At 60.0% G+C, this 15,631-nt stretch carries 14 protein-coding genes and 5 pseudogenes; 7 read left to right on the top strand and 12 right to left on the bottom strand.

Annotated features, from left to right (window positions below; translation table 11 throughout):
* The first annotated feature begins 52 nt into the window (after window positions 1-52).
* Window positions 53-1,399, top strand: coding sequence for a hypothetical protein (locus ASC74_RS13530; protein WP_056741828.1), 1,347 nt, complete (start codon window positions 53-55; stop codon window positions 1,397-1,399).
* A 119-nt stretch (window positions 1,400-1,518) separates the two neighbouring features.
* Entirely contained in the window at window positions 1,519-1,746 is a 228-nt protein-coding gene (locus ASC74_RS13525) for a hypothetical protein (protein ID WP_056741827.1), read from the top strand.
* Here the strand turns inward: ASC74_RS13525 and ASC74_RS13520 are convergent.
* The 5 genes from ASC74_RS13520 to ASC74_RS13500 form a co-directional block, all read right to left on the bottom strand.
* Complete coding sequence (locus ASC74_RS13520) at window positions 1,726-2,400, bottom strand: DUF3313 domain-containing protein (RefSeq protein ID WP_056741826.1); 675 nt, start codon at window positions 2,398-2,400, stop codon at window positions 1,726-1,728. The genes ASC74_RS13525 and ASC74_RS13520 overlap by 21 nt on opposite strands.
* Window positions 2,401-2,449: 49 nt before the next feature.
* Window positions 2,450-3,718 (bottom strand): OmpP1/FadL family transporter, encoded by a 1,269-nt coding sequence (locus ASC74_RS13515; protein ID WP_056741825.1) that lies wholly within the window; start codon window positions 3,716-3,718, stop codon window positions 2,450-2,452.
* A 69-nt stretch (window positions 3,719-3,787) separates the two neighbouring features.
* Entirely contained in the window at window positions 3,788-5,404 is a 1,617-nt protein-coding gene (locus tag ASC74_RS13510) for an arylsulfatase (protein ID WP_056741824.1), read from the bottom strand.
* A 288-nt stretch (window positions 5,405-5,692) separates the two neighbouring features.
* The gene (locus ASC74_RS13505; RefSeq protein ID WP_056741823.1) at window positions 5,693-5,974 is read right to left on the bottom strand and encodes a DUF3303 domain-containing protein; all 282 of its coding nucleotides are present in this window, start codon (window positions 5,972-5,974) and stop codon (window positions 5,693-5,695) included.
* Between the two features lie 226 nt (window positions 5,975-6,200).
* Complete coding sequence (locus ASC74_RS13500; RefSeq protein ID WP_056741822.1) at window positions 6,201-6,602, bottom strand: hypothetical protein; 402 nt, start codon at window positions 6,600-6,602, stop codon at window positions 6,201-6,203.
* Window positions 6,603-6,720: 118 nt separating this feature from the next.
* Here ASC74_RS13500 and ASC74_RS13495 point away from each other — a divergent pair, with 118 nt between their 5' ends.
* The 5 genes from ASC74_RS13495 to ASC74_RS13475 all read left to right on the top strand — a co-directional run bounded on the left by ASC74_RS13495 (window position 6,721) and on the right by ASC74_RS13475 (window position 9,536).
* On the top strand, window positions 6,721-7,491 hold the full coding sequence (locus ASC74_RS13495; RefSeq protein ID WP_056741821.1) for a DUF2092 domain-containing protein: 771 nt from the start codon (window positions 6,721-6,723) through the stop codon (window positions 7,489-7,491).
* 1 nt (window position 7,492) lies between these two features.
* Window positions 7,493-8,140, top strand: a complete 648-nt coding sequence (locus ASC74_RS13490; protein WP_056741820.1) for a hypothetical protein — start codon at window positions 7,493-7,495, stop codon at window positions 8,138-8,140.
* A 46-nt stretch (window positions 8,141-8,186) separates the two neighbouring features.
* A complete protein-coding gene (locus tag ASC74_RS13485; RefSeq protein WP_056741819.1) occupies window positions 8,187-8,579 on the top strand; it encodes a GFA family protein in 393 nt (130 codons plus the stop codon).
* Window positions 8,580-8,612: 33 nt separating this feature from the next.
* Window positions 8,613-9,071: a metallophosphoesterase family protein gene (locus ASC74_RS13480; RefSeq protein WP_056741818.1), complete on the top strand. Its 459-nt coding sequence runs from the start codon at window positions 8,613-8,615 to the stop codon at window positions 9,069-9,071.
* A gap of 84 nt (window positions 9,072-9,155) precedes the next feature.
* Window positions 9,156-9,536 (top strand): RidA family protein, encoded by a 381-nt coding sequence (locus ASC74_RS13475; protein ID WP_056741817.1) that lies wholly within the window; start codon window positions 9,156-9,158, stop codon window positions 9,534-9,536.
* A gap of 115 nt (window positions 9,537-9,651) precedes the next feature.
* Here the strand turns inward: ASC74_RS13475 and lipA are convergent, their stop codons facing one another.
* From lipA to ASC74_RS32380, 7 genes and pseudogenes are all read right to left on the bottom strand, one after another.
* A complete protein-coding gene (lipA, locus tag ASC74_RS13470) occupies window positions 9,652-10,668 on the bottom strand; it encodes a lipoyl synthase (protein WP_056741816.1) in 1,017 nt (338 codons plus the stop codon).
* Window positions 10,669-10,863: 195 nt separating this feature from the next.
* The gene (glyA, locus tag ASC74_RS13465) at window positions 10,864-12,120 is read right to left on the bottom strand and encodes a serine hydroxymethyltransferase (protein WP_056741815.1); all 1,257 of its coding nucleotides are present in this window, start codon (window positions 12,118-12,120) and stop codon (window positions 10,864-10,866) included.
* A 150-nt stretch (window positions 12,121-12,270) separates the two neighbouring features.
* Window positions 12,271-13,467, bottom strand: a pseudogene (locus ASC74_RS32135) (glycine dehydrogenase (aminomethyl-transferring)); the annotation flags it as partial.
* A 76-nt stretch (window positions 13,468-13,543) separates the two neighbouring features.
* Window positions 13,544-14,347 (bottom strand): annotated as a pseudogene (locus tag ASC74_RS32130) (glycine dehydrogenase (aminomethyl-transferring)); the annotation flags it as partial.
* Between the two features lies 1 nt (window position 14,348).
* Window positions 14,349-14,906 (bottom strand): annotated as a pseudogene (locus tag ASC74_RS32125) (glycine dehydrogenase (aminomethyl-transferring)); the annotation flags it as partial.
* 1 nt (window position 14,907) lies between these two features.
* Window positions 14,908-15,258, bottom strand: a pseudogene (locus ASC74_RS32120) (glycine dehydrogenase (aminomethyl-transferring)); the annotation flags it as partial.
* A 47-nt stretch (window positions 15,259-15,305) separates the two neighbouring features.
* Window positions 15,306-15,622: pseudogene (locus ASC74_RS32380) on the bottom strand (glycine dehydrogenase (aminomethyl-transferring)); the annotation flags it as partial.
* Between the last annotated feature and the right edge of the window lie 9 nt (window positions 15,623-15,631).

Here is a 15,631-nt window from a genome sequence, read left to right as displayed (position 1 = left end):
CGGGCAAGCCCCCTGGAAGGGACATCCTTTTACACCACCATGGAGCGCGCTCATGGATCAGATAAAAACAAATACAGCAGGTACTCTTGATCCGTCCTTTGGTAGGGATGGCGTGGTGAAGCTGCCGTTCCCTGACATTGTCGGAGGCATTCCGACGGCTGTTCTCGCTTTGCCAAATAACAAATTACTTATCGCTGTTAGCCCAACGGAAGCGCAGAATTCACCGGCCAAGGTGATACGGCTGAATAAGGCTGGAGAGATCGATTATTTGTTTGGCGCGGGCGGTTTCGTTGATCTCCCTTTCGGGGATGGGGAACGGTTTGTGCCATATCAACTGCGTCCGCTTCAAAATCGCGGATGGGTGACTGTTGGCGTGGCAGATGAAAACCCAGGTGATACTTTCGGCGATCTGGCCATCGTCCGCCAGTTTGAAGATGGACAGCTGGATGCTTCATTTGGTAATGACGGTAAAGTCATCCTTAAAATCAACGAACTTTTGGATAGCTGTGTCGGAGCTGACGCCAGGTTTGTTACTCGCCGTCACAACGAAAAGTCAGCTGAGATGCACGGTGAAGTTCCGAATTTAGCTGTTGTGTCGGCAGCCGAGCAACAGGATGGGAAACTCGTCTTGGTCAGCACCGTTTTCTTTGCTTTCGATAATTTGCTGGGGATTGTGCTGCGTCTTGATGTTGATGGCTCGCTGGATAAGACCTTCAATCAGACAGGCTTTGTATTCGTCAATCTTCCAGGCGTGACGCATCCTTGGACATATGCTCTGGATGTCGCAATTCAGGGGGACGGGAAGGTTTTGGTCTGTGGTGATTTCATCCGTAATGAGACGGGTGCGTTCGTCGAGGCTTATGTGCTGCGCTACCTTCAGGACGGAACAGTCGATTCGGAATACGGTGCAAGTGGTTTGGTGACCATCAAAGGTAACGGAACAAAATTCTCCCTTGAAGCGATGGCGCTAAAACCGGACGGTGGGATCGTCGCCGCCGGCACCTCGACAACTCATGACAAAGGGGCGGGATTGCTCGTCGCTCTAAACCCTGGCGGGGATTTCAATCTCGTCTTCAACAATGGAAAGCCAGTGATCTCTGATTTCCTGCCGAATGGATTGTCCTGGCGGCGGTGTGCATTGCAGACGGATGGAAAAATCATCGTCACCGGGCAGGGCGGCGGTCAGTCTCTCGATGAAAATAGCACGATGGTAACTGCCCGCTATCTCGCCGATGGCTCCCTGGATCAGTTGTTTGGAGATGATGGTTGGGCCGACTTCAATGATGGTGCAGGGCTAGTTCTCCACAAGGACAGCGTAGTTACGGTAGGCAATCAGGTCGTAGTTTGCGGCCGTATCATCAATCCCGTTCAGGGAAATGTGGTCCGTTACTTGGGATGAGCTGGTCAACTAGACCGCGAGGGATTCTTCGCGAGCAAGCCCGCTCCCACACTGGACCGAGTGCAGCAGGCCGGCTTCCGGGCGCTGGGCGCGCGGCATGGCGCGGGTCAGGCCTTTACATGCCTGGCTTGGTGGCGTTGCAGCATAACAAGGCAATCATGGCCATGAAGGATCGCTTGAAGGCCAACGGCAAGGCCCCCAAGCAGATCACCTGTGCAGCGATGCGCAAGCTGCTGCATTTCGTTTACGGCGTGCTCAAGTCGGGTCAACCCTATGACCCGAACTTGCGCTTGCCCGGTGAGGTTCAAGACGGTATCTACAGGGGGTTACTTGATAAATGCCTGTAGATCGCTGGTCAGCTTGTCGATCGCCACTTTGAAATCCTTGGTGGTGATCTTCTGGCTCTCGTTCGACAGTTGGCTGCCAAATACCTTGCGCACCACTTTGGCCACCGTTTGATTGGTTTTTGCGTCGATGAACTCGGCCTCGATGAACAGGGTGGTGTCCTGGTCCCGGTGACCGGTGGCGGCCTGTGTAGCGCCGACTACAGCCGCAACCGGCACCACTTCATACCACTTCATGCCTTCGTTTTCGGCACTCACCCCAGTGATCGCCGCGCGCATGATCAAGGTTTTTGAACCGGCTGGCGCTGATTTCGCGCTCGACACCACCCGATATTTCTGGCCCAGCACGCCTTTGGCCTTGCTGGTCATGTAGTTCTGCAACTCGTCCAGGGTTTGCTGGTTAACCCGCTCAGTGGGCTTGGGCGCCGGGTAGAGCTCCAGCTTGTTGAAGGCAACGGTGTTATAGGCATCTGGATTCCAGGACGGGCTCACCCAGCGCATGGCTTTCTCGCCACTGGTGGTCGTCACTTCTCCCAGGTTGTTGTAGTTGGACAGGAAGCCGGAATACTGCTCACGCTCGGTGACTTTCGAGGTGCAACCGCCGAGCAGCAGGCTGGCCAGCGCAGCGCCAATAAACAGTTTTCGGGACAAGTTCATAGTGGTGTTTGCTCCATGGATTAAGTCGTTTTTTTTCAGTAGCAGGGCATCAGAAGCGCCAGGTCATGTTGCCGGTCAAGGCCTGAATCCAGGCATTGTCGAACTGACCTGAAATTCGATTGCCGGACGTTGATTTGGTCTGGTCGACCGGCATATCACCGAGCCAGACCATCGCCCAACTGACGTTGACGTCGGTGTCCTTATTCAGAGCATAGGTGGCTCCTGTCGCAATGCGCCAGGATTCGGCCATTGGCACAGTTACAGTGCGATCACTGTCCGAGACGGCGCTGCTGTCGTAGGCCACTCCGAAGTTCCACAACAATTGTGGCGTGGCCTGGAATTGAGCGCCGAGCGCCAGTTGCCAGGTGTCTTTGTAGTTGGCATCAATCGTGGTCGATCGGGCATCGACCGCTGTGGTGTCGAGCTGGACCCCGACCTCGCCGAACTCTGACCAGTCCTGCCAATTGACCGAGGCGAGCAAGGCCCACTGCCGGTCGAGTTGCTGGAACAGGCTCAGGGTGACGGTTTGTGGCACGGTTACGTCGAGTTGGGTGTTCAGGCCGTTCAATCGATCCAGCGCCGGACCATTACCTTTGACGTCCAGCCCGTCCTCAAACTGAAGATCGATCTTGCTGGTGTAAGCCAGGCCAATGCGCGTGCCGGCTTGTGGAGCGTAGATCACCCCCACATTCGCGCCAAAACCCCAATCGTTGTCTTTGTACTTGAGCTGGCCGTCGCTGCGGTCGGTAAAGCCGAACGGCGAGCGGTCGATCGCGGTGTCGGATTGCAGCATGCCGTACATGGCTTTCACGCCGACGCCCACCGACCATTGCTCGTTAAAGCGATAAGCCACGCTGGGTACAAAAGATAAACCGCCGAGGCTGGCGTTCTGCGCGAAATAGCGCCCGGACCAGTCGTTGTCGTAATTCTCAGCCAACCCGAAGTCAGCATACTGGCCGAAGCCAACGCTCCAGTGGTCATCGAGTTGATGGCTGATGAAAAAACTGCCGCCGGGAATCGGGTCGAGGGCGTTGCCACTGCCGCTGCCCGTGCCGTTGGTGTTCGAGTCGCGATCGAAGGTCAGGTCGCCGTAGAGAACCTGCAAACCTCCGGTGATCTGAGTGCCGGGCAGATAACTCATGCCCGCCGGGTTACTGGCGATGGTCGAGGGCCCTTGAGCACGGGCGGCGGCACCGGCGTTGGCCAGGCCAGCGTTATCGGTGCCGATTTCGTAGAGCATGATGCCGCCGGCGTAAGCATGCTGACTGCACAGGGCACACAGGGTAATGGCGGGCAGGGCGGATGTTTTTATCTGCATGGGGTTACCTCAGCAAATGTCCGTCATGGACGCGGGTGGGGAGCGCTGGCCACCCGCGAATTCAACTGCTTACTTGCCCATGGCCGCCCGAGCCGCTTCGATCTTGGCTTTGACGGCTTCGAGGTTGAAGCTCGCGCCTTTTTGCATGGGCGGGAACTCAACCGCTGTTTCAGCCAGTTTGACCACCTGCTGCTGCACAAACACGAAGCGCCAGAACTGGAATTTGAACCACTCGAAATACTCCAGCGAGCCATTGGCCGCCATGTTTTCCGGCCATCCGGCGCGCTCGAACGGGTCGAGACGCAGGTTGGTCAGGATCGGCACGTCCAGCGTGGTTTTTGCTCCCAGCCAGCCACCGGGCTGATCAATGAAGCGGTACTTGAAGTCATCGATACGAATCGCGCCCAGAGTGCTTTCGCCAAAATAGAAAATCTCATGGCGATTGGACGGACCTTTGCCGGTAATCATCGGTGTCTGGTCGTAGCCGTCGAGGTGCACTTTGTAAGTGGTTTCGCCCAGTTGTTTGCCCTTGAGCAATTCTGCGGTGATGTTCGGGTTGCCCGCCGCCGCGACCAGGGTCGGGAACCAGTCCATGCCTGACATGATGCCGTTGGCCACCTGGTTAGCAGGTACCTTGCCCGGCCAGCGAATGATCGCCGGAGCCCGGAAACCACCTTCCATCACCGTGCCTTTACCCATGGCAAACGGCGTGGTGCCGCCATCCGGCCAGGTAAAGGTTTCAGCGCCGTTGTCCGTGGTGAAAATCACGATGGTGTTGTCATCCATGCCGTCTTTTTTCAGCTTGGCCATCACGTCGCCGACGATGTCGTCGATCTGCGCCATGCCGGCTTCCTGTTCCGACCAGCCATTTTGCGCATTGCGCATGGCTTCGTACTTGTCGGAGAGGTGAGTGACGATGTGCATGCGGGTCGGGTTGAGCCAGAGAAAGAACGGTTTGTTGTCCTGCTTGGCCTTGTCGATGAAGGTGAAGGCCTTGTCACGAATCTCGTCATCGACGGTTTTCATCCGGTCCGGATAGAGGGTGCCGGCGTCTTCGATTTTCTGTTTGCCGATCTTGCCCCAACGCGGCATCACGGTCGTGTCGTCAGTCGTCGTCGCCCAACTGTGGACCATGTTGCGTGGGCCGACGGTATCCAGAAGCTCCTTCGGATAATTGGGGTGCGCGGGGTCTTCCATGGCGTCTAGGTGATAGAGATAGCCGAAGAACTCGTCGAAACCATGCACGGTTGGCAGGAACTGGTTCAAGTCTCCCAGGTGGTTTTTGCCGAACTGGCCGGTGGCGTAGCCCATGGACTTGAGTGTGGTGGCGATGGTGACGGCTTCGGCGGGAATACCAATGGGAGAACCGGCCTGCCCGACAGTCGTCATCCCGGTACGGATCGGCAGTTCGCCGGTAATGAAGTTGGCGCGCCCAGCGGTACAACTGGCCTCGGCGTAGTAGTCGGTGAAACGCATGCCTTCAGCAGCGAGCTGGTCGAGGTTGGGTGTTCGACCGGCCATCATGCCCTGGTTGTAGACACCGATATTGGACCAGCCAATATCGTCGCCCATGATGACGACAATGTTGGGGGTTGTTTTGTCGGCAGCTTGAGAGAGGCCGGGGACAACCATTGCAGCCAAAAGTATTGATACAGCGAACACCGAGGATAGCTTTGTCCGGTTCATATCGAGCTCCTGTGCAGCGTTAGTACCCTGAGACGAGCCCCCGACCGTCCACGAAAAAATTGGATCCCCCGCGAAGAGAGTAGGTACGAATTGTGAAATATCCAGTTATTTGTTTTTCGGCCGCAGGCCTTTGTTTCATGGGCTTTACAGCTGGGTCGTGGATTCGGATGATTGCTGACACTTCAACCAGACGATTTCCTCAATCCGTGCCTGGACCGGCCATAAGGGATGTGTTGTTCGAAGTGCGGGAGGGCATGGAGCGACGAGCCCGGCTCGCCGCCCCAACAACTATTGCTTGCCGACAGCGGCCGCCAACAGCGGCGCTATCTGTTCATCGGTCAGTGCCGCCTGGACCTCCATGGTCATGAGGTCGCTCCATTCCAGCACCCACTTCTGAATCGCTGCCGGATCACTGGCCTCTGCCACGCCAAAACCGGATGCACCACCGACGGCGTGCCAGCGTCCCAGCATCTTGACGCCAGCGGGTGGAGCACCTCCGGTCTTGAGGAAACGCTCGATCGCGCTGTTACGATTTGCTGAGCTGATAGACCAACTGACTATGAATAACATTTGCCACCTCCTGCTACGGATTGGCACCTGTTGCTCTTCGCGCACCTGGCGGGTGCCGGGACCACGGTCACGCTTGAGTGTCCAGCTTCATCCCTGACTGGCTTGAAACCATTGCTCCCATGAGAAGGCATAGCAGCGGGTCAGACGTTGCGTATGACCGCTGATCCTGTTTCGTTGCCTTTGTATCAGTCCGTGGATGAAGCCTGTTTCACCACGCCGGAAGGGCTCACGCATCGCGCAACAGGTCGTTGGCGTTGAGCAGCGCGTAGGCAATCTCCGGGCGTTTCTCCAGTGCGCGGCGAATCGCGGCCGGGATCGACTGACGGGTTTTGCGGCATAGCCCCGGTTGTTCGCCGAGGTTGATACCGATACCGCGCATGGTGCGTACTTCGTTGAAACCAGGGTCGATGTCGACGCGGATGCCCAACTGCTCAAACATCCGCTGTTGCAGGCGCTCGAGGTCACTCAGGCTCTGGAGGTTTTCCAGACGTTCGATCAGGCGCTTTTCCTCTGAACGGGTCAGAAACAGGATGCGCACGTCCGCGCCCGGTGTTTCCAGCAGCGGGTCACGCCCGCAGTCGCAGGCGCCGGGCGGGCAGGGTTGGCGGATCGGAGGCGTGGTGGTCATGGGGTTCAATCATAGAGTGCTGCAATCGGGTTTGCCCATAGGGTTTCTTGCCCTTCTGGCGAACGGATCACGCCGGGTCTAGGCTTAAGCGTCGTGCACAGGCCAAGGAGCGGGATCAATGAAAGTCAACGCGAGTGTTTTCTGCCTGTTGTTCACCCTTGCGCTGGCCCCGGGCGCTCGTGCCGACGACCCGCCAACACCGGACGCCACTACGACGATCAACCCGCAAGTGGTCGATAAACTCATCGATATGGGCACTTATCTACGCAGTCTGCCGACGTTTCAGGTCGACGCCGAAGTGTCCCGGGATACCGTTCTGGAGTCCGGCCAGAAGATCAAGACCGAGGCCTCTACGGTCTTGAAAGTGGTGGGTCGCGATCGGATGTATGCCAAGACGGAAGGCGATGTTCGAACGCGAGAGTTCTTCTACAACGGCAAGAAATTGACCCAGTATTCACCGTTTCTCAAGTACTACACCACCGTGGATGCGCCGCCTGAAGTCTCCGATACGCTGCACTTGATAGAAAACCATTACGGGATTCAGGTGCCCATGGAGGACCTGTTTCTGTTTGGCAGCGATCAGGCACAGATCGATGCGCTGAAAGAGGCGCTGTATGTCGGCCCGTCGACGATCAAGGGGCAACTGTGTGATCACCTGGCCTTTCGGCAGGAGGGCGTTGACTGGCAGTTGTGGATCACCCGATCCGACAAGCCCTTGCCGTGCAAACTGGTGATCACGACCACCGATGAGCCGGGTTTTCCGGAATACAGCGCGGTGTATCGCTGGAACCTGAAGCCGGGCATCAAGGACTCGATCTTCACCTTCGCACCGCGTAAGGGCGATGTGGCGATTCCTTTGAAGAAAGCCAGTGATCAGGGAGGGGAATGACATGAACAGGACGATGTCGTGGAGCCTGTTGTTATCGCTCGTAACCACCTCGGTACTGACGCTGAGCCTGGTCAGTTATGTGGATGCCCGACCCCAGCGCGCCCAAGGGCACGCCAGGGCATCGGTCAATCGTGCGCCACCGCCCTCGGCCCAAAGGGCTCAGCGCGTCAACACCGGCAATACCGCGCAACGCGCTAGCAACGTCAACGCGGGCAATCGGGCCAATACCGGCAACAGGGTCAATTCTGGAAATCGGGTCAATGCTGGCAACACCGTCAACACCGTCAACACAGTCAACTCTGGCAATCGGGCCAATACCGGAAACACGGTCGGCAACCGAACCAACGTCAACAACAGCAACCGTAACGTCAACATCGACAACAGCCGCGACGTGGACATCGACGTAGACGGGAATGGCCGCTATGGCTACGACGATCACTACCATCCGATCGCCGCGGCGGCGGTCGTCACCGCAACGGTCGCGGTGACAGCAGCGGTGGTCGGATCGATCTTCACGCCAGCGCAATTGCCCCCCAGTTGCGTGCAAGTCATCCAGTACAACACGGCTTACATGCAGTGCGGTTCAACCTGGTATCAACCGCAATATCAGGGCAGCGATGTGACGTATGTCGTGGTTAATGCGCCTTGAGTCGGGGGATCACATTCCGACCGCTTGATTTTAAAGGAGACGCAGCATGGAGCGATTCACGGGTGGTTGCCTGTGCGGCAACGTCCGAATTGAGGCGTCGGGACTGCCATACCGGGTCGGCCTTTGTCACTGCCTCGACTGCCGCAAGCATCATGGGGCGCTTTTTCATGCTTCCGCGATATTCCCTCAGAGTGCGGTGACGATCGAAGGCGAAACAGGCGACTACGCCGGGCGGTTTTTCTGTCCCCGCTGCGGCTCGTCCGTTTTTGCGCGCACCGACGACGAAATCGAAGTGAACCTGGGGTCCCTGGATACCCCTGACCAACTGATGCCAACCTACGAAAGCTGGATCGTGCGTCGCGAGTCCTGGTTGCCGCCGTTTCCACTCACGAGACGATACGAGCGCGACCGTGACGCCACGAGTCGCTTTGAGGAGTAGGTGCCGATACTTGAACCGGGTCTGGAGCGTTGTATGAAAGTGGGCGTGATTTCCGATACCCATGGCTTGCTCCGCGCCGAAGCCCTTGCTGCACTGCAGGGGTGTGAACGGATTATTCACGCGGGCGACATCGGCAACCCCGAAATCCTCGATCAACTGGCATCAATAGCCCCGCTGCACGTGGTCCGCGGGAACAATGATCTGGACGCCCCTTGGGCAGAAAATCTCGCCGACTGCTTATGTTTCGACCTGAACGGATGGCAGACCTTGCTGGTACATGACAGTGCCGATGTCCCAGCCGTGCTTGATGCAGGCATAAAGCTGGTAATCACCGGCCACTCGCACAAGCCCCGCATAGAATGGCGCGGCGAACAGCTCTACCTCAATCCCGGCAGCGCGGGACGCCGGCGCTTCAAGCTGCCGGTGACGCTGGCTCTGCTTGAGGTGCTTGAGACCTCAATTGAGCCGCGTCTGGTTTCGCTAGTGGAATGAGCTACCAAACTGGGCGTTCCACACTGAGTTTTCCAGCCGCTATATACTCGACGGCCCCTTTACCCCCTCAAGCAAGAGACACCCATGGCAAACCACGACCTCACCTTTCTCCCCGATCCTGATCCGCAATCCATCTCCTCGGATGTTGCCGGTTTCGGCGGCCTACTGGTCTCCACTCAGATCCCCACCCGCGCCGACGGCAGCCTGGAACTGGGCGACATCACCCTGCAAAGCGAATGCACGCTGCAGGCGCTCAAGGTAGCGCTCGAGCTCGCCGGCAGTTCCATGGACCGGGTTCTGCATCTGACCATTTACCTTACCGACATGGCCGACCGCGCCGCCTTCAACGAGGTCTACCAGCGCTTCTTCGCCAAGCCCTGGCCGGTTCGGGCCGCCGTTGGCGTGGCCTCCCTGGCGGTTGAAGGCATGCGCGTGGAAGTCACCGCGATGGCGGCCAAGGGCTGAGACCGCGGACTTGTCCGGCGGCCCCGCTCAACGAGCGGGCGCCATCGGGCGGGTTGGCAAAGACTGGTTCAAGGATGGCTTTTATTGGCCGTCTACGACGCACGGCGTGAGGCTTTCAAGGGGAGTCGAATCCAGCAGTAAGGAGGGAATCCACAGTGCTCGTTGCCCGCTGAACTTGTTGGTCCGCATGGTAGGACGAGCGCACCAGGGGACCGGACGCAACGTTCTTGAAGCCCATCCGCGTACCTTCCTCGGCGAACCAGGCGAACACGTCCGGGTGCACGAAACGCTGGACCGGCAAGTGGCTGCGCGACGGTTGCAGGTACTGGCCGAGGGTGAGCATGTCGACATCGTGCTCACGCAGGCGCTGCATGACTTCGATGACTTCCTCGTCGGTCTCGCCAAGGCCCAGCATCAGGCCGGATTTGGTGGGTACACGCGGGACCATTAGCTTGAACTTCTGCAGCAGATCCAGTGACCACTCGAAATCCGAACCCGGCCGCGCGGCTTTGTACAGGCGCGGGACGGTCTCCAGATTATGGTTGAACACATCGGGTGGCTCAGTGGCGGTGATCGCCAGGGCAACGTCCATGCGGCCACGGTAATCCGGCACCAGGGTTTCCAGTTGCACGCCCGGCGACAGCTTGCGGATTTCGCGCAGGCAATCGACGAAATGCTGGGCGCCGCCGTCGCGCAAGTCGTCGCGGTCCACCGAGGTGATGACCACGTACTTCAGGCGCAGGTCGGCGATGGCCACGGCGAGGTTCATCGGCTCGTCGGCGTCCAGCGGTTTTGGCCGGCCGTGGCCGACATCGCAGAACGGGCAACGGCGGGTGCAGATGTCACCCATGATCATGAAGGTCGCCGTGCCACCGGAAAAACATTCGCCGAGGTTCGGGCAGGAGGCTTCTTCACAGACGCTGTGCAACTTGTGTTTGCGCAGCAGCTGTTTGATCCGGTCGACCTCGGGGGAGATCGGAATGCGCACGCGAATCCAGTCGGGTTTGCGTGGGAACTCATCGGTCGGGATGATCTTCACCGGAATTCGCGCGACCTTTTCTGCACCGCGCAGTTTGACCCCGACTTGCATTTTTACCGGTGCTTGGCCGGTCGATTCCACGAGAGTGCTCATGTACTTTTTCCTTTTGTGCGAGCGGGAGGGCAGGCCCACAACGCGACCTGTAGCAGCTGGCGAAGCCTGCGTTCGGCTGCGCAGCAGTCGTAAAACCTGAGTGCGAGGTTTTTCTGAAACACCGCATTGCCTGATTTCACGACTGCTGCGCAGCCGAACGCAGGCTGCGCCAGCTGCTACGGATCGCGCTGCATGTCAGTCGCGGTAGACAGGGAAATCGCTGCACATCGCAGCAGCCAAGCTGGCGACTTGAGCCTCGACATCGGCATCGCCGAGGTGGTCGAGAATGTCGCAGATCCAGCCCGCCAGCTCGATGCTCTGGGCTTCCTTGAAACCACGGCTGGTGATCGCCGGCGTGCCGATGCGCAGGCCGGAGGTCACGAACGGCGATTGCGGGTCGTTCGGTACGGCGTTCTTGTTCACGGTGATACCGGCACGGCCCAGGGCGGCGTCGGCGTCTTTGCCGGTCAGGCCCTGACGAATCAGGCTGACCAGGAACAGGTGGTTGTCGGTACCGCCCGACACGACGTCGTAGCCTCGATCAATGAAGACTTTAGCCATCGCCTGGGCGTTGCGGATCACTTGCGCCTGATAGGTTTTGAAGGCCGGCTCCAGCGCTTCTTTGAAGCACACAGCCTTGGCCGCGATGACATGCATCAACGGGCCACCCTGACCGCCGGGGAACACCGCGGAGTTGAGTTTTTTCTCCAGTTCCGGATTGGCCTTGGCCAGGATCAGGCCGCCGCGCGGACCGCGCAGGGTTTTGTGGGTTGTGGTGGTGACGACATCGGCAAAGGGAATCGGGTTCGGGTACAGACCGGTCGCCACCAGCCCGGCAACGTGGGCCATATCAACAAACAGGTAAGCGCCGACCTTGTCGGCAATCGCCCGGAAGCGTGGGAAGTCCAGGGTCTTCGAGTAAGCGGAGAAGCCGGCGATGATCATTTTCGGCTGGTGCTCGACAGCCAGGCGTTCGACTTCGTCGTAGTCGATCAACCCGGTCGCGGTGTCGATGCCGTATTGAAAGGCGTTGTACAACTTGCCGGAAAAGCTGACTTTGGCGCCGTGGGTCAGGTGACCGCCATGGGCCAAGCTCATGCCCAACACGGTGTCGCCAGCTTGCAGCAACGCCAGATAGACCGCTGCGTTCGCCTGGCTGCCGGAGTGCGGCTGGACGTTGGCGTAATCGGCGCCGAACAACTGTTTGGCGCGGTCGATGGCCAATTGTTCGACCACATCGACGTGTTCGCAGCCGCCGTAATAGCGCTTGCCCGGATAGCCTTCGGCGTACTTGTTGGTCAGGCCGCTGCCTTGGGCCTCCATCACCCGTTGGCTGGTGTAGTTTTCCGAGGCGATCAACTCGATGTGGTGCTCTTGCCGTGCGTCCTCGGCGTTCATCGCCGCCAGCAGTTCGTCGTCGTAGCCTTTGATCTGGTCGTGCTTGCTGAACATGGTGGAGTCCTCTTTTTGTTCTCTGAATTGGCTGATGTACACCTGTGGGAGCGAGCTTGCTCGCGATAGCGGTCTTTCAGTCGACATTGATGGTGAATGTCAGTCAGCTATCGCGAGCAAGCTCGCTCCCACAGGGGTTATGTGTTGTTTTTAGGCGTCCTGGTAGTCAGCGATCGACGGGCAGGCGCAGATCAGGTTGCGGTCGCCAAACACGTTGTCGACGCGACCTACGGGCGGCCAGTATTTGGCATCGATCAAGGTTTCGAGTGGATAGACCGCTTGCTCACGGCTGTACGGATGCGTCCACTCGCCGACGATTTCCGCCGCGGTGTGCGGGGCGTTTTTCAGCGGGTTGTCGTCCTTGTCCAGGGTGCCGTTTTCCACTGCGCGAATTTCTTCGCGGATGCGGATCATGGCGTCGCAGAAACGGTCCAGTTCTTCCTTGGATTCGCTTTCGGTCGGCTCGATCATCAGCGTGCCGGCGACCGGGAACGACATGGTTGGGGCGTGGAAGCCGAAGTCGATCAGGCGCTTGGCGACGTCATCGACGCTGATGCCGCTGCTGTCTTTCAGCGGACGCAGGTCGAGGATGCATTCGTGCGCCACCAGGCCGTTGCTGCCGGTGTACAGCACCGGGTAGTGCTCTTCGAGGCGACGGGAAATGTAGTTGGCATTGAGGATCGCCAGTTGCGACGCGCGCTTGAGACCCGCGCCACCCATCATCCGAATGTACATCCAGGTGATCGGCAAAATGCTCGCGCTGCCGAACGGTACCGCGCAGACCGCGCCTTCCTTGCGCTCCATGGTGCCGTGACCCGGCAGGAACGGGGTCAGGTGCGACTTCACGCCAATCGGGCCGACGCCCGGGCCGCCACCGCCGTGGGGGATGCAGAAGGTTTTGTGCAGGTTCAGGTGCGACACGTCGCCGCCGAACTTGCCCGGGGCGCAGAGGCCGACCATCGCGTTCATGTTGGCGCCGTCGATGTACACCTGGCCGCCGTGGTCATGAATGATGCCGCAGATTTCGCGGATGCCTTCTTCGAACACGCCGTGGGTCGACGGGTAGGTGATCATCAGCGCGGCGAGGTGTTCGCGGTGCTCGATGGCCTTGGCCCGCAGGTCTTCGATGTCGACGTTGCCGCGGGCATCGCAGGCGGTGACGACCACACGCATGCCGGCCATGTTGGCGGTGGCCGGGTTGGTGCCGTGGGCGGACGAGGGGATCAGGCAGATGTCGCGACGGTCTTCGCCACGGCTCTGGTGGTAGGCGCGAATCGCCAGCAGGCCGGCGTATTCACCTTGCGAACCGGCGTTCGGTTGCAGCGAGATCGCGTCGTACCCGGTGGCGGCGCAGAGCATCGCTTCCAGTTCATCGGTCAGCTGCTGATAACCGGCGCTTTGCGCGGCCGGGGCGAACGGGTGNCGAGATCGCGTCGTACCCGGTGGCGGCGCAGAGCATCGCTTCCAGTTCATCGGTCAGCTGCTGATAACCGGCGCTTTGCGCGGCCGGGGCGAACGGGTGCAGGGCACCGAATTCAGCCCAGGTCACCGGGATCATTTCGCTGGCGGCGTTGAGTTTCATGGTGCAGGAACCGAGCGGGATCATGGTGCGATCCAGCGCCAGGTCCTTGTCGGCGAGCTTGCGCAGGTAGCGCATCAGCTCGGTTTCCGAGTGGTAACGGTTGAACACCGGGTGGCTGAGGATCGGCGATTGACGCAGCAGGGCGGCCGGGATCGTGCTGACCACCGAAGCGGCGAGGGCGGCGAAGTCCGGCAGCGCTTTGCCGTCGGCCAGCAGGGCCCACAAGGTTTCCACATCGGCTTGCGAGGTGGTTTCGTCGAGGGACAGGCCCAGACGTTCAGCATCGACCACGCGCAGGTTGATCTGCTGCGCGCGCGCCTGATCGTGCAGCTTGGCGGTGTTGGCGCCGGTGTTCAGGGTCAGGGTGTCGAAGAAGTTTTCTTGCTCGACCTTCAGGCCCAATGCGCTCAAGCCTGTAGCCAGAATCGCGGTCAGGTGATGCACGCGRTTGGCGATCTGCGTCAGGCCTTTCGGGCCGTGGTACACGGCGTACATGCTGGCGATGTTGGCCAACAAGACTTGCGCGGTGCAGATGTTGCTGGTGGCYTTCTCGCGGCGGATGTGTTGCTCGCGGGTCTGCATCGCCAGGCGCAGGGCCGGCTTGCCGAAACGGTCCACGGAGACGCCGACCAGACGGCCCGGCATNCTCGCGGCGGATGTGTTGCTCGCGGGTCTGCATCGCCAGGCGCAGGGCCGGCTTGCCGAAACGGTCCACGGAGACGCCGACCAGACGGCCCGGCATGTCRCGCTTGAACGCATCCTTGGTGGAGAAATACGCCGCGTGCGGGCCACCGAAGCCCAGCGGCACGCCGAAACGTTGCGCGCTGCCGATGGCCACGTCGGCGCCGAACTCGCCCGGCGGGGTGAGCACGGTCAGGGCCAGCAGGTCGGCGGCGACCGCCACCAGSGCRTTGGCGGCGTGGAAGCGCTCGGTCAGCTCGCGGTAATCGAAGACGTCACCGTTGCTCGCCGGGTATTGCAGCAGCGCGCCGAAGAACGGCGTTACGTCGGTCAGTGTTTGCTCGTCGCCGACCACCACGTCGATGCCCAGCGGCTCGGCACGGGTGCGCAGCACGTCGAGGGTTTGCGGGTGGCAATGTACGGAAGCGAAGAACGCGTGGCTGCCCTTGTTCTTGCTCAGGCGTTTGCAGAAGGTCATGGCTTCGGCGGCGGCGGTGGCTTCATCGAGCAGCGAGGCGTTGGCNGCCGAAACGTTGCGCGCTGCCGATGGCCACGTCGGCGCCGAACTCGCCCGGCGGGGTGAGCACGGTCAGGGCCAGCAGGTCGGCGGCGACCGCCACCAGGGCGTTGGCGGCGTGGAAGCGTTCGGTCAGTTCGCGGTAGTCGAACACGTCACCGTTGCTCGCCGGGTATTGCAGCAGGGCGCCGAAGAACGGCGTCACGTCGCTCAGTTCACGTTCGTCGCCAACCACCACGTCGATGCCCAACGGCTCGGCCCGGGTGCGCAGCACGTCGAGGGTTTGCGGGTGGCAATGCACCGAGGCGAAGAACGCGTGGCTGCCCTTGTTCTTGCTCAGGCGTTTGCAGAAGGTCATGGCTTCGGCGGCGGCGGTGGCTTCATCGAGCAGCGAGGCGTTGGCGNGCGAAGAACGCGTGGCTGCCCTTGTTCTTGCTCAGGCGTTTGCAGAAGGTCATGGCTTCGGCGGCGGCGGTGGCTTCATCGAGCAGCGAGGCGTTGGCGATCGGCAGGCCGGTGAGGTCGCTGATCAGGGTCTGGAAGTTCAGCAGCGCTTCGAGGCGGCCCTGGGAAATTTCCGGTTGGTACGGGGTGTAGGCGGTGTACCAGGCCGGGTTTTCCAGCAGGTTGCGCAGGATCGGCGACGGCGTGTGGGTGCCGTAGTAGCCCTGGCCGATGTAGGTCTTGAACAGCTGGTTTTTGCCGGCGATGGACTTGATCAAGGCCAGGGC

Source organism: Pseudomonas sp. Root329 (assembly GCF_001424925.1).
Classification (GTDB): Bacteria; Pseudomonadota; Gammaproteobacteria; order Pseudomonadales; family Pseudomonadaceae; genus Aquipseudomonas; species Aquipseudomonas arabinosi.
Note: the sequence above shows the minus strand (reverse complement) of the source record. Positions and strands in the feature narration are given on the sequence as shown.

Coding starts and splice junctions, on each gene's coding strand:
- ASC74_RS13505 (WP_056741823.1), bottom strand. CDS start 5,974: ATGTTATTCATAGTCAGTTGGTCTATCAGCTCAGCAAATCGTAACAGC.
- ASC74_RS13495 (WP_056741821.1), top strand. CDS start 6,721: ATGAAAGTCAACGCGAGTGTTTTCTGCCTGTTGTTCACCCTTGCGCTG.
- ASC74_RS13480 (WP_056741818.1), top strand. CDS start 8,613: ATGAAAGTGGGCGTGATTTCCGATACCCATGGCTTGCTCCGCGCCGAA.
- ASC74_RS13520 (WP_056741826.1), bottom strand. CDS start 2,400: ATGAACTTGTCCCGAAAACTGTTTATTGGCGCTGCGCTGGCCAGCCTG.
- ASC74_RS13475 (WP_056741817.1), top strand. CDS start 9,156: ATGGCAAACCACGACCTCACCTTTCTCCCCGATCCTGATCCGCAATCC.
- ASC74_RS13525 (WP_056741827.1), top strand. CDS start 1,519: ATGCCTGGCTTGGTGGCGTTGCAGCATAACAAGGCAATCATGGCCATG.
- ASC74_RS13530 (WP_056741828.1), top strand. CDS start 53: ATGGATCAGATAAAAACAAATACAGCAGGTACTCTTGATCCGTCCTTT.
- glyA (WP_056741815.1), bottom strand. CDS start 12,120: ATGTTCAGCAAGCACGACCAGATCAAAGGCTACGACGACGAACTGCTG.
- ASC74_RS13500 (WP_056741822.1), bottom strand. CDS start 6,602: ATGACCACCACGCCTCCGATCCGCCAACCCTGCCCGCCCGGCGCCTGC.
- lipA (WP_056741816.1), bottom strand. CDS start 10,668: ATGAGCACTCTCGTGGAATCGACCGGCCAAGCACCGGTAAAAATGCAA.
- ASC74_RS13510 (WP_056741824.1), bottom strand. CDS start 5,404: ATGAACCGGACAAAGCTATCCTCGGTGTTCGCTGTATCAATACTTTTG.
- ASC74_RS13485 (WP_056741819.1), top strand. CDS start 8,187: ATGGAGCGATTCACGGGTGGTTGCCTGTGCGGCAACGTCCGAATTGAG.
- ASC74_RS13490 (WP_056741820.1), top strand. CDS start 7,493: ATGAACAGGACGATGTCGTGGAGCCTGTTGTTATCGCTCGTAACCACC.
- ASC74_RS13515 (WP_056741825.1), bottom strand. CDS start 3,718: ATGCAGATAAAAACATCCGCCCTGCCCGCCATTACCCTGTGTGCCCTG.